At 72.3% G+C, this 12,336-nt stretch carries 11 protein-coding genes; 2 read left to right on the top strand and 9 right to left on the bottom strand.

Annotated elements, in window-relative coordinates; genetic code table 11:
* Together Q0R63_RS08175 and Q0R63_RS08170 are read left to right on the top strand one after the other, a co-directional pair.
* The coding region (locus Q0R63_RS08175) for a CehA/McbA family metallohydrolase (protein ID WP_295696167.1) at nucleotides 1–1,559 on the top strand (1,559 nt) is incomplete at its 5' end.
* A 77-nt stretch (nucleotides 1,560–1,636) separates the two neighbouring features.
* Nucleotides 1,637–2,143: a DinB family protein gene (locus Q0R63_RS08170; RefSeq protein ID WP_295696165.1), complete on the top strand. Its 507-nt coding sequence runs from the start codon at nucleotides 1,637–1,639 to the stop codon at nucleotides 2,141–2,143.
* Nucleotides 2,144–2,196: 53 nt separating this feature from the next.
* Here Q0R63_RS08170 and Q0R63_RS08165 read toward each other — a convergent pair whose 3' ends face one another.
* The 9 genes from Q0R63_RS08165 to Q0R63_RS08125 form a co-directional block, all read right to left on the bottom strand.
* The gene (locus Q0R63_RS08165; RefSeq protein WP_295696163.1) at nucleotides 2,197–4,137 is read right to left on the bottom strand and encodes a M3 family metallopeptidase; all 1,941 of its coding nucleotides are present in this window, start codon (nucleotides 4,135–4,137) and stop codon (nucleotides 2,197–2,199) included.
* 61 nt (nucleotides 4,138–4,198) lie between these two features.
* A complete protein-coding gene (gene mutM / locus Q0R63_RS08160) occupies nucleotides 4,199–5,068 on the bottom strand; it encodes a bifunctional DNA-formamidopyrimidine glycosylase/DNA-(apurinic or apyrimidinic site) lyase (RefSeq protein WP_295696161.1) in 870 nt (289 codons plus the stop codon).
* Between the two features lie 27 nt (nucleotides 5,069–5,095).
* Complete coding sequence (gene rnc, locus Q0R63_RS08155; RefSeq protein ID WP_366521090.1) at nucleotides 5,096–5,881, bottom strand: ribonuclease III; 786 nt, start codon at nucleotides 5,879–5,881, stop codon at nucleotides 5,096–5,098.
* A 29-nt stretch (nucleotides 5,882–5,910) separates the two neighbouring features.
* The gene (gene rpmF / locus Q0R63_RS08150) at nucleotides 5,911–6,105 is read right to left on the bottom strand and encodes a 50S ribosomal protein L32 (RefSeq protein WP_295696157.1); all 195 of its coding nucleotides are present in this window, start codon (nucleotides 6,103–6,105) and stop codon (nucleotides 5,911–5,913) included.
* Between the two features lies 1 nt (nucleotide 6,106).
* Complete coding sequence (locus Q0R63_RS08145) at nucleotides 6,107–6,697, bottom strand: DUF177 domain-containing protein (protein ID WP_295696155.1); 591 nt, start codon at nucleotides 6,695–6,697, stop codon at nucleotides 6,107–6,109.
* Nucleotides 6,698–6,790: 93 nt separating this feature from the next.
* Nucleotides 6,791–7,306: a pantetheine-phosphate adenylyltransferase gene (gene coaD, locus Q0R63_RS08140; protein ID WP_295696169.1), complete on the bottom strand. Its 516-nt coding sequence runs from the start codon at nucleotides 7,304–7,306 to the stop codon at nucleotides 6,791–6,793.
* Between the two features lie 95 nt (nucleotides 7,307–7,401).
* Entirely contained in the window at nucleotides 7,402–7,977 is a 576-nt protein-coding gene (gene rsmD / locus Q0R63_RS08135; RefSeq protein WP_295696152.1) for a 16S rRNA (guanine(966)-N(2))-methyltransferase RsmD, read from the bottom strand.
* Complete coding sequence (locus Q0R63_RS08130; RefSeq protein WP_295696150.1) at nucleotides 7,978–10,266, bottom strand: ATP-dependent DNA helicase RecG; 2,289 nt, start codon at nucleotides 10,264–10,266, stop codon at nucleotides 7,978–7,980.
* A 2-nt stretch (nucleotides 10,267–10,268) separates the two neighbouring features.
* Nucleotides 10,269–12,173, bottom strand: coding sequence for a DAK2 domain-containing protein (locus tag Q0R63_RS08125; RefSeq protein WP_295696148.1), 1,905 nt, complete (start codon nucleotides 12,171–12,173; stop codon nucleotides 10,269–10,271).
* Between the last annotated feature and the right edge of the window lie 163 nt (nucleotides 12,174–12,336).

Genomic DNA, 12,336 nt, shown 5'->3' with positions numbered 1-12,336 from the left:
AGCGGGTTGTCACCGTTACTTTTCACCCCGACCGAGGAGTCCTGTTGTCCGCCGAGATCGACCGCCGCATGGTCCTGCGAGCCGGAGGGGCACTGGCCGTCGCCGCGGGGCTCAACGTCGTGCCGGGGGTCGCGTTCGCTGCCGGGTCGCCGGCCGGCACGACGAAGACCCAGAAGGCGGCCGGCGTCTTCCCTCCCGGCAACCCCGACTACTTCTACCTCCCGGTCGACGTGCCCCGTGGGGTCAACCGGATCGACGTGTCTTACACCTACGACCGGCCGACGGTGCCGGCGGGCGTGCGCGGAAACGCCTGTGACATCGGCATGTTCGGTCCCGAGGGGATCGACGCCGGCAACACGAAGGCGTTCCGCGGCTGGTCCGGCGGGTTCCGGACGAGCTTCACCATCTCGGCATCCGACGCGACCCCGGGCTACATCCCCGGGCCGATCAAGCCCGGCCGGTGGCACGTCATCCTCGGCCCCTACACGGTCGCGCCCCAGGGCCTGACGTACTCGGTCTCGGTCACCCTCACCTACGGCCCGGCCGGAGCGGCGTTCCAGCCCCACCCCGCGCCGCTGTCGGCGCCGGCCCGCCAGCGCGGCCGGTCGTGGTACCGCGGCGACAGCCACCTGCATACCGTCTACTCCGACGGGAGGCGCACCCCGGACGAGCTGGTCGCCGCGGCCCGCGCGGCCGGCCTCGACTTCATCACCTCCACCGACCACAACACCCAGAGCTCACAGCTGCAGTGGGGCGACCACGCGACCGACGACCTGCTCATCCTCAACGGCGAGGAGGTGACCACCCGCTCCGGGCACTGGCCCGCGATCGGGCTCCCCGCCGGCACCTGGCTCGACTGGCGCTACCGCTCCTCCGAGCCTGACGCCTTCGCCCGCTTCGTCGAGGAGGCCCACCAGCACGGCGGGCTCGTCACCGCCGCACACCCGTTCGCCAACTGCTTCGGCTGCGCCTACGAATACACCTACGACGCCGTCGACCTCGTCGAGGTCTGGAACGGGCCGTGGACCCTCGACGACGAGGCGACCGTCACGGCGTGGCAGTCGATGCTGCGCAGCGGCACCTTCATCCCCGCCATCGGCGACTCCGACGCGCACAACCCCGACCAGGTCGTCGGCCTCCCCCAGACGGTCGTCCTCGCCGACAGCCTCGAGCGCGGCGCCCTGATGCGCGGCCTCAAGGCCGGCCGCTCGTGGATCGCCGAGTCCGCGCAGGTGGGACTCACGTTCGCCGCGACCGCTGCCGGCCGGACCGCGGGGATCGGCAACACCCTCAAGGTCGCGACGGGCACGCCGGTCGTGATCCGCGTCGACGTGACCGGCGCCCCCGACGCGACGATCCAGGTCCTCGACCAGACCGGCCCCGTCTTCGCCGGCGCCGTGGACGCCTCCGGCGCAGGGACCCTCACCTGGACGGCCTACCGCCGCTACAGCACCTTCGTCCGGATCGAGGTGCGCAGACCCGCCGTCGCCGGTATGCCGGGGGCGATGGTCGCGATGACCAACCCCCTCTTCCTCACGGGCGCCTCGTCCGGCTCCTGACGGCGTCGAAGCAGCGTCGAAGCAGCGTCGAACCGCGACGAGCCGGCGACATCGGCCCCGCCCACTAGTCTCGCCGGATGCCCATCCCACCCGTGACCTCCACCGAGGACGTGACCGGCCAGCTGCTCCGGATGCAGCTCGAGACCTTCCTCGACGAGCACCGTGCGGGTCTTCACGACAGCCTCGACGGACTGACGGAGGAGCAGGCCCGTCGCTCACTCGTGCCTTCTCGCACCACACTGCTCGGTCTCGTCAAGCACGCGATCTTCCTCGAGCGGGTGTGGTTCGACGAGGCGGTGACCTGCCGCTCCCGCACCGAACTCGGCCTCCCCGCCGGCCCGGACGAGTCGTTCGTGCTCAAAGACGAGGACACCATCGCGAGCGTCCGAGCCGCCCACCTGGCCGCGTGCGACGCCTCTCGTGCGGCGACCGCCCCGCTGGGGCTCGACGACCTCCTCCTCGGCAACCGTCGCAGCCCGCTGCCGCTGCGGTGGGTCTACCTCCACGTCCTGCGTGAGCTCGCCCAGCACGGCGGGCACGCCGACATCCTGCGCGAGCAGGTGCTCAGCGGGTCGGCCGACTGACACCGACCGAGTCCACCAACGCGCTACTGCACCAACGACCTACTCCACCAGCGCTATTCCGCCAGCCAGGCGGCATACGCGTCGAAGGTGTAAGGGCGACCGAGGAAGTCGGCGACGAGGTCGGCGGCGTCCTTCTCGCCGCCGCGCGCGAGCACCAGGTCGCGGTAGCGGCCGGCGACCGAGGCGTCGAACAGGTCGCCCTTGTTGAAAGCAGAGAAGAGGTCCTTGGCGATGACGAGCGACCACATGTAGGTGTAGTAGCCCGAGCCGTAGCCCTCGAGGTGACCGAAGCTCGCCGGCATGTGGGTGCCGGCGATGTTGGGGAAGAGGGAGTACTGCGTCTGGAGCTCGCGGGTGCGCGCGGTGAGGTCGGCGGGGACGTCGACGTGGAACCAGTAGGACATCGCCGCGTAGAACATCTGCGTCCGTGCGCCGTAGCCCTTGCCGAAGTCGTCGCCGCGGCGCATCTTGGCCACCAGCGCAGCCGGGATCCGTTCTCCCGCAGCGTTGGTCGCGAAGGTGCGGAGCACGTCGGCGTCCCAGGCCCACTCCTCCAGCATCTGGCTCGGCGCCTCGACGAAGTCCCACTCCGTCGCGACCCCGGAGAAGCGCACCCACCGGCCCTGGCCGGCGAGCACGTGGTGGACGAGGTGACCGAACTCGTGGAAGAGGGTCACGACGTCGTCGTGCTCCATCAGCCCCCGCGGGAAGTTGCAGACGAGCACGCCCTCGGCGAGCTGGTCGAGGTCGCCGGCCCCCCGCACGCCCGTCGCGAGGTCGAACTGCGCGGCGTGCTTGTACTTGCCCTCGCGCGGGTGCAGGTCGAGGTAGATCCGGCCGAGGACGGCGGCCTCCTCGCCGGTGTGCGACACGTCGTATGCCGCGACGTCCGGGTCCCAGAGCACCGCGTCGGTCGCGGGGCGGTAGGTCAGCCCGAACAGTCGGCCGGTGACGTCGAGCAGGCCTTGGCGGACCTTGGCGAAGTCGAAGTAGGTGCGCACGAGCTGCGCGTCGACGTCGAAGTTCTCCCGGCGCACGATCTCGGAGTAGAAGCTGACGTCGGCCGCATCGATCGTCTGCGCGTCGGGCACGTCCACGCGCATCCTTCCGAGCAGCACCTCGCGGTCGATCTGTCCCGACTCGAGCGCGGCGGCGGCGATCCGGTCGATGAAGACAGGGATCGCCGAGCCCTGCTTGATCATCTTGACCTCGGCGTCGTAGGCGGCCCAGTCGGGGTAGCCGAGCAGGGCGGCGTGCTCGCGCCGGTTCTGGAAGAGCTCGGTGAGCAGGGTGTCGTTGGCGGGCCAGGCCCGGTTGAGGAAGGCGATGCGCAGCGCGCGCCGGGTGGGCGCGTCCGTGCCGAAGGTGGAGAAGGGGACGACGTCGGGGTAGTCGGTCGTGAGCGTGACGAGGCCGTCCGCGGCGACGGGGTGCGCGTCGACCCAGTCCTGCGGCATACCGGCGAGTTTGTCGGGGGTGACGCGGACCGTGCGGACGTCGTCGCGGATGTTCTTGGAGAACTCCTGGCCGAGCAGGATGGAGCGCTCCGACAGCTCCTTGACGCGAGTGCGCGTCGCGTCGTCCTTGTCCACGCCGGCGCGGCGGAAGTCGAGGAGCTCCTTGGCGAGCAGGCGCGAGGCGAGCGGGTCGAGCCCTGATCCGTCGACCGCGGCGAGGACGTCGTAGAGGTCCTTGTCCAGGCTGAGGTCGGTGCTGAGCTTCTGGACCTCCTGCATCGCGGCCTCGGCCCGCGACCGGACCACCTCGAGCGGGTGGACCTCGCTCATCAGCGACGCGGCGGACGCGACGTTGCCGATCGCGACGGAGATGGCGTTCCACGTCTCGAGCACCGCGGCGGCGTCGGTGGGCCGCTGCGTCTTGAGCTCCTCGACGAGTGCGCGGGCCCGCTCGAGGTGGGTGCGCGCACGGTCGTCCAGCCACTCCTGCGCATGCTCGGGGGTGGGCAGGGTCAGCGGCTGGAGCGAGGTCGTCACGGACACTGACTCTAGCCGCCGCGGTCGGGGCACCGCCCCGGGCCGCTGCCGACAGGGGCCCTCAGTCCCGACGCACCCGCGGTCGCGGCTGGCAGCGCGGACACGAGTAGGACGAGCGGTTCATGAACGCCTCGCGACGGATAGGCGTCCCGCACCGGCGACACGGGCGGCCCTCCTGGCCGTAGGCGTTGAGGGACCGGTCGAAGTAGCCCGACGCGCCGTTGACGTTCACGTAGAGCGCGTCGAAGCTCGTGCCGCCCTCGCCCAGCGCCTCGACCATGACCGCTCGCGCATGGCCGAGGATCCGGCGCAGGGCGGGGCGGGTCAGCGACGACGCCAGCCGCTCGCCGTGGACGCTCGCCCGCCACAGCGCCTCGTCCGCGTAGATGTTGCCGATGCCGGACACGAGCGACTGGTCGAGCAGCGCGCGCTTGACCGCGCTGTCCCGCGCCTTCATCCGGGCGACGACCAGCTCCTCGTCCCAGTCCTCCTCGAGGGGGTCCGGCGCGATGTGACTCACGGTCTCCGGTATGCCGCCCGGCGTGAGCTCCGAGAACGCCATCCCCCCGAAGGTGCGCTGGTCGACGAACCGCAGCTCCGGCCCGTCGTCGTCGAACCCGAAGCGCGCATGCAGGTGCTTCTCGTCGGGCGCGTCCGGTGCCTCGACGAGCAGCTGCCCGCTCATCCCGAGGTGCATGAGCAGGGCACTGCCCGGCCCGTCGTCACCGGACAGCACGAGCCAGAGGTACTTCCCCCGGCGACGGGCGGCGTCGACGCGCCGGCCGACGAGCCGCGCCGCGAGGTCCGGCGCACCCGGCAGGTGCCGGCGGACGACCCGCGAGCCGAAGAACTCGACGCCGGTGATGCGGCGTCCGACGACATGGTCCTCGAGACCACGACGGACGACCTCGACCTCGGGCAGCTCGGGCATGACGTGGGGCGGGGCGCAGGAACCCGGTCAGCCCGGGGTGGCGCCGCGGTCGGCTCCGCCCGAGTCGACACCGGAGCCGGCGGACCCGCCCTTGGCAGAGGGGGACTCGAGCGCCAGACGGCGGGCGTTGAGGGCAGCCCAGGCGTGCTCCGCGGCCCCCTGCTCCGCCTCCTTCTTGCTGCGCCCGGTGCCCTCGCCGAGCGACTCGTCACCGACGACGGCGCGGGCGATGAAGGTCTTCGCGTGGTCGGGGCCGGACTCGGTGACGCGGTATTCCGGGGAGCCGGCCGAGATGGCGGCAGCGATCTCCTGCAGGCTCGTCTTCCAGTCGAGACCGGCGCCCATCGTCGCGGACTCGACCATCAGAGGGTCGAAGAGCTGGTGGACGAAGGCGGCGGCACCCGGCATACCGAGGGAGAGGTAGACCGTGCCGATCAGCGCCTCCATGGTGTCGGCGAGGATCGAGGACTTGCCGCGTCCGCCGGTCGCCTCTTCACCCCTGCCGAGGAAGATGTAGTCGCCGAGGTCGATCGTGCGGGCGACGGCCGCCAGGGCACGCATGTTGACCACGGCGGCCCGCAGCTTGGCCAGCTGGCCCTCCGGGAGGTCGGGATGACGCCGGTAGAGCGTGTCGGTCACGATCACGCCGAGCACCGAGTCGCCGAGGAACTCCAGGCGCTCGTTGTTGGGCAGCCCGCCGTTCTCGTAGGCGAAGGAGCGGTGGGTCAGGGCGCGGTTGAGCAGCGGCTCGTCGACACGCTCAGCGACCACCTCGTGGAGGTAGTCGATCAGGGCGCCGACGGGCCGCGGCAACGGTGCCGCAGCGTTCGTCACGCAGGACCTCAGCCCTGGTGCTCGCTGCGCTCGGCCGTGGCGTAGTGACGACCCTTGTAGGTGCCGCACGACGGGCACGCGATGTGCGGGACCATGTTGGCGCCGCACTGCGGGCACGCGGTCAGCGTGGCCGCGGTCGTCTTCCAGTTGGCGCGGCGCGACCGGGTGTTGGATCGCGACGTCTTCCGCTTCGGGACGGCCACGTCAGTTCCTCTTCTCTGTTTCGGTGGAACCGGGACCGGTCTCGTCCAGCAGTCCGCTGAGCGAGGCCCATCTCGGGTCGAACGTGTCGTGGTGGTGGTCGGGGTCGTCCGCGAGCAGGGCTCCGCACTCGGAGCACAACCCGGGACAGTCCACCCGGCAGACCGGCTGGAACGGCAGTGCAGGCACCACCGTGTCCCGCAGCGAGGGCTCGAGGTCGATGAGGTCGTCCACCAGCTCACGCTCGTCGTCTTCGACCGACTCCGCATCCACCTCGTGGTGGTGCGCAGCACGCTCGGGGTAGGCGAACAGCTCCTGAAGGGTGGCGTCCACCGGATAGGTGGCGGTCTCCAGGCACCGCACGCAGGCTCCGATCGCCGTGGTGGAGACCGAGCCGCTCACGAGAATCCCCTCGAGCACCGACTCCAGACGCAGCTCCAGCGCGACGGGCGAACCCGCCGGGACGGCGATGACATCGGTGCCGAGATCCTCGGGAGCTCCCACCACGCGCGAGACCTCCTGCATCGACCCCGGCCTCCGCTGAAGCTCCCGAGCGTCGATGACCAACGGGTTGCGAGGGTTGAGGCGATTCATGACGTCCAACATGTGATCGAAGGGCTCGATCAACGACCACAACGGACGTCGACCGACAACGTAGGTTACCGGAGCCGGGGCCCCGGGCCCAAATCACCCCGGCTCGGGCTCCTGCTGCTGCGACCCCAGCTCGCGCCGGAGGGCGGCGAGCACACCGTCGGGGACGAGGCCCTCCACGTCGCCTCCGTAGCGCGCGACCTCCTTGACCAGCGAGCTCGACACGTGCTCGAACCGCGGGTCGCCGGGGAGGAAGACGGTCTCGACACCCGTGAGGTACTTGTTCATCAGCGCCATCGGCATCTCGTAGGCGTAGTCGGTGCCCCCGCGCAGCCCCTTGACGATGGCCTGGGCGCCGACCTCGGCGCACACGTCGACGATCAGGCGGGCGGCATACGTCTCGACGCGCGCGCCCGGGACGCCCTCGAGGGCCTGCTGGAGCAGGCTGACCCGCTCCTCGAGCGCGAAGGTGCCCCGCTTGCCCGGGTTGTGGAGGACGGCGACGACGACCTCGTCGAAGAGTCCGGTCGCGCGGCGGATGACGTCGACGTGCCCGTTGGTCACCGGGTCGTAGGACCCGGGACAGACGCAGACGCGCGGAACCGCTGGCACGAGGGACACGCGGACAAACTAACAGCCTGTCGGGCGGCGGCTGGCCGGCCAAAGAATCACCTCGACACGCCACCCCGGGGTGATTCTTTGGCTGCTCAAGGGGGCGGGACCTCCGCGAACCACAGCCGCGTCTCCCCGTGCCGCCGTTCGTCGAGGAGCACGAGGCCGTCGGGCCAGCGCGGTTCCGGGGCGCGGCTGGAGCGCTCGACCACCACGAGGGCGTCGGCGTCGAGCCATGCGACGAGCAGGGCCAGCACCTCCGCGAGGCGGTCCTCGTCGAGGTCGTAGGGCGGGTCGAGGAAGACGAGCCCGGCCGACTCCCCGGCCCTCGGCCCGGGGAGCAGGAACCGCTCCACGGGCACGACGTGGACCCGGACGGTCGTGGCCGGCAGGACGGCGCCGATCGTCGCCGCGTTGGCCCGGGCGACGGCCGCCGCCGTCCGGTCGGACTCGACCAGGTGGACGTCCGTGGCCCCCCGGCTGCCGGCCTCGAGGCCGAGGGCGCCCGACCCGGCATACAGGTCGAGGATGCGTGTCCCGTCCAGCGCGTCGAGGTGGTCGAGGCGCGAGAAGAGCGACTCGCGAACCCGGTCGGAGGTCGGGCGCGTGCCCGCGCCGGCCGGGGTCCGCAGCCGGTGGCCGCCCGCGCGGCCGCTGATGATGCGCGTCACCTACCCACGCTCCAGGTATGCCGCCTGCTCCTCGTCGAGGCGCATGGCGACCCGGGCGGCGAGCTGGGGGTGGTCGGTCAGGGTGGGGTCCGCGGCGATCACGCCGGTCGCGTCCTCGCGGGCCTCGGCGATCAGCTGCTCGTCGTCGCGGTTGCCCATCCGCAGGAAGCGCACCGACGACGAGCGACCGCTCTGCCGGGCGCCGAGGACGTCGCCCTCACGGCGCAGCTGCAGGTCGCGCCGGGCCAGCACGAAACCGTCGGTCGTCGACTCGACCGCCTCGAGCCGCTCGCGTGCGGCGGTGTCCGGCTCGGCGTCCGTCATCAGCAGGCAGAGCCCGGGGACGCCGCCACGACCGACCCGGCCACGCAGCTGGTGCAGCTGCGAGATCCCGAACCGGTCGGCGTCCATGACCACCATCACCGACGCGTTCGCGACGTCGACCCCCACCTCGATGACCGTCGTCGAGATCAGGACGTCGATGGTGCCGGCGGCGAAGGCCCGCATCACGCGGTCCTTCTCGTCGGAGTCGAGCCGGCCATGGAGGACCTCCATCCTCAGGTCCTTGAGGACGGGTTCGGTGGCCAGCAGCTCGGCGAGGGGATAGACGCCGGTGAGCTCCTTGGGGGGTCGCCGCTCGGGTTGTGTTGTCGCGTCCCCGGGTGGCTCGTCGCCCGGATCGCCGGGATCGCCGACGTCCTCGTCGAACCACTCGATGTCGTTGTCGTCCCCGCTCGCGGCGCCGCCGGCCGCGTCACCGCCGGTCGCGTCCTCGCTGTCCCCGATCTTCGGGCAGACGACGTAGGCCTGGTGACCCTTGGTGACCTCCTCGGCGATGCGCGACCAGGTGCGCTCGACCCACGCCGGCTTGAAGCTGTCGACGATGTGGGTCTCGATCGGCGCTCGGCCCCGGGGCAGCTCGCGCAGCGTCGAGGTCTCCATGTCGCCGAAGACGGTCATCGCGACGGTGCGTGGGATCGGCGTGGCGGTCATCACGAGGAGGTGCGGCGGGGTGGCGCTCTTCTCGCGCAGGGCGTCGCGCTGCTCAACCCCGAAACGGTGCTGCTCGTCGACGACGACCAGCGCGAGGTCGAGGAAGGCCACGTGCTTCTGGATCAGCGCGTGCGTGCCGATGACGATGCCCGCGTCGCCCGTGACCGCCTCGTTGAGGGCCTGCCGGCGGGTCGCCGCCGACTGCCCGCCGGTGAGGAGCGCCACGTGGGTGCCGATGTCGCTGCCGCCGAGCATGCCGCCCTCGGCGAGGTCGCCGAGCAGCGCGGTGATCGAGCGGTGGTGCTGCCCGGCGAGGACCTCCGTGGGCGCGAGCAGCGCGGCCTGGCCTCCGGCGTCGACCACGGCGAGCATCGCCCGCAGGGCGATCACCGTCTTGCCCGAGCCGACCTCGCCCTGCAGCAGCCGGTGCATCGGGCGGTGCGCCGCCAGCTCGCTCTCGAGCAGCTCACCGATCTCGCGCTGGCCCGCGGTCAGCTCGAAGGGCAGCCGGGCGTCGAAGGCCGCGAGCAGGCCACCCGGGCGGGCGACCCGGCTCGTCGCCTCGAGCGACTCCACCGCCGCGCGCCGCTGCGCCAGGATGGTCTGCAGGACGAAGGCCTCGTCGTAGCGCAGCCGCCGGAAGCCGACGCCGGGGTCGTCGCGCAGGTGCGGCCGGTGGATGAGCTCGATCGCCTCCGAACGACCCACCAGGCCCCGGCGCTCGCGGACCTCGGGGGGCAGCGGCTCGCGCACCTCCTTGACCTGGTCGAGGACGGCGTCGATGACCTTGCGCATCTTGAACGAGGTCACCTTGCCCGTGGCGGAGTAGATCGGGATCTGGCGGTCCGCGAACTTGCGGACCACGGCCTCCTCGTCGAGCTCGTCGCCCATCACCTCGTATTCCGGGTGGGTCAGCTGCCAGCGGTGGTTGAACCGGGTGACGGTGCCGGCGAACACCCCGAGGTGGCCGGGGACGAGCTTGCCCTCGTGGCCCCACGCCTTGAAGAAGGTCAGGTCGAGCTCGCGGGCGCCGTCGGTGATCACCGCGGTCAGCATCTTCTGCCGCGGCTTGTTCTTCATCGGCCGCGTGGTGGCCCGCGCGATGCGCGCGACGACGACCGTCATCTCACCCTCGACGAGGTGGGAGAGGTCGGTGACCTGTCCCGGGTCGAGGTAGCCGCGCGGCACGAGCTCCAGCAGGTCGCCGATGGTGTGGATGCCCTTGTTCTTCTCCAGCAGGGCGGCGGCCACCTTGTCGGTGACGAGGGTGATCGGGGAGTCCTCGGTGATCGCCACGGCTACTCGACCCCGAGCATGAGGGGGTAGACGGGCTGCCCGCCGTAGAGCAGGACCACCTCGAGGTCGCGCCGCCGGGTGCGCGCGGCCGCGACGACGTCCTCGCCGAGGTTGGCCGTGGCGTCCTCACCGGTCACGACGGTGAGCAGCTCGCCGCCGCTGCCGAGGAGCCGGTCGACGACCTCTCCGGCCACCGTATGCAGGTCGTGGCCGACGACTGCCACGTCACCGTCGACGACGCCGAGCACGTCGCCCGCCCGGCACCAGCCCGCCGAGGTGAGCGCGTCGCGCGTGGCCACGGTCACGGCGCCGTTGCGCGTCGCGGCGGCGGCGTTACCCATCGCCAACGCGTTGTCGGACAGGCCTGCTCGTGGGTCGAACACCGCGAGCGCGGCGATGCCCTGGACAGCCGTGCGGGCCGGGACGACACGCACGGTGATGCCCTCCTCGTGGGCGACGCTGGCCGCCGCGTTCGCGGCGAGGATCGTGTCGGCGTCGTTGGGGAGCAGCAGCACCGACCCGGCGCGAGTCGCCCGGGCCGCGTCGAGCAGCTGCCCGGCCGAGGCGCGGCGCCGCGGGCCGCTCAGGACGACCTGTGCCCCCGCGCCCCGGAACACGCCGGCCAGCCCCTCCCCTGCGGCGCAGGCCACGACGGCCACCGCGTCCGGGTCGGGACGACCGTGCCCGCCCCAGCCCTGCGGATGGGCCGGGGTCCGGGCCCGGGTCTGGGTCTCGGCCTGGGTCTGGGTCTGGGTCTGGGTCTGGGTCTGGGCGAAGTGGGTGACCCGGATGCGGTGCGGTCGCCCGGCGGCGATGCCGGCCTCGATCGCGGCCCCGACGTCGTCGACGTGGACGTGGACGTTCCACAGGTCGGCGTCGCCGACCACGAGGACCGAGTCCCCGAGGGCGTCGAGGGTCGTGCGGAGGACCACCACCTCGTGGGCTGCGGCGCCGTCGAGGAGGTACATCACCTCGTAGGCCGGGCCCTCCGGGTCGAGATCCGCGCCGGGCCCGGCCGGCGCAGCGGGGATGCCCAGCGCACCGGAGGCTTCCGAGGCGGCCGAAGCACCCGAGGCGCCCCAGGCACCCGAGCCGTTCGAGGCCTCCGGGCCCTCCGGGGCGCGAGACCTCCCGGGACGACGGGGGATCCCGGCCGAACCGGCCGGCTGCGCCCAGCCCCGGCGACGCCGCAGCGGGTCCTCGCCGAGCAGCGCCTCGGTGGAGGCGTCGCGGGTGACCACCCGCTCGAGGGACTCGAGGAGCAGGACGTAGCCCGCCCCCCCGGCGTCCACGACGCCCGCCCGCGCCAGCGCCTCGAGCTGGCTCGGGGTGGCCGCGAGCGCCACCCGGGCGGCGTCGAGGACCGCGGAGGTCACGGCATACAGGGTGGAGGTGGGGTCGGCCGCGAGCCGGGCGCCCGCCTCGGCGGCCGCCCGCGACACGCTGAGGATGGTGCCCTCGACCGGCTTGCCCACGCTCGCCCAGGCGAGGTCGTCGGCGCGGCCGAGGGCCGAGGCGAGGCCGACCCCGTCGATGGCCTGTACGCCGGTGGCGCTGATCTCGTCGGCGAACCCGCGGAAGATCTGGCTGAGGATGACCCCGGAGTTGCCCCTGGCGGTGAGCAGCAGCGCTCGGGCGAAAGCCTCGGAGGTGCGCGCGAGGTCGAGGTCGCTCTCGGGGTCGGGCCCCTGCTCGTGGCCCACCCGGGCGGAGTCGAGTGCCGCGTCAAAGGTGAGGTAGAGGTTGGTGCCGGTGTCGCCGTCGGGCACGGGGAAGACGTTGAGGGCGTCGATCTCGGCGCGACGGGCCGCGAACGCCGCGCGGGTGAGCACCGCCCACCGCCGGGCCGCCGCGGCGTCGAGGCGCACGAGCACGTCCGGCACGATCGGGTCCGGGGCGGACTTCATCGGCACAGCTCTCCCTCCGGATCCGACGTGCGCTGACGCCGCCACGCGGGGCTGACCCCCCGGGCTCATGACGGGGGCACCTGACGCGTTGCTCGGCCGGCGTGGGTGCAGGCTACCGGGCGACGCGTTTTGGTCGGGCCGGAGGTGTCGGCTACTCTTCTGA

The sequence above is a fragment of the Lapillicoccus sp. genome (genome assembly GCF_025353065.1).
In the GTDB taxonomy this organism is placed as follows: domain Bacteria; phylum Actinomycetota; class Actinomycetes; order Actinomycetales; family Dermatophilaceae; genus Lapillicoccus.
Note: the sequence above shows the minus strand (reverse complement) of the source record. Positions and strands in the feature narration are given on the sequence as shown.

What these genes read in the sequence shown, in the direction of transcription:
- Q0R63_RS08170 (WP_295696165.1), top strand. Translation starts at nt 1,637, where the DNA reads ATGCCCATCCCACCCGTGACCTCCACCGAGGACGTGACCGGCCAGCTG.
- mutM (WP_295696161.1), bottom strand. Translation starts at nt 5,068, where the DNA reads ATGCCCGAGCTGCCCGAGGTCGAGGTCGTCCGTCGTGGTCTCGAGGAC.
- Q0R63_RS08145 (WP_295696155.1), bottom strand. Translation starts at nt 6,697, where the DNA reads ATGAATCGCCTCAACCCTCGCAACCCGTTGGTCATCGACGCTCGGGAG.
- Q0R63_RS08125 (WP_295696148.1), bottom strand. Translation starts at nt 12,173, where the DNA reads ATGAAGTCCGCCCCGGACCCGATCGTGCCGGACGTGCTCGTGCGCCTC.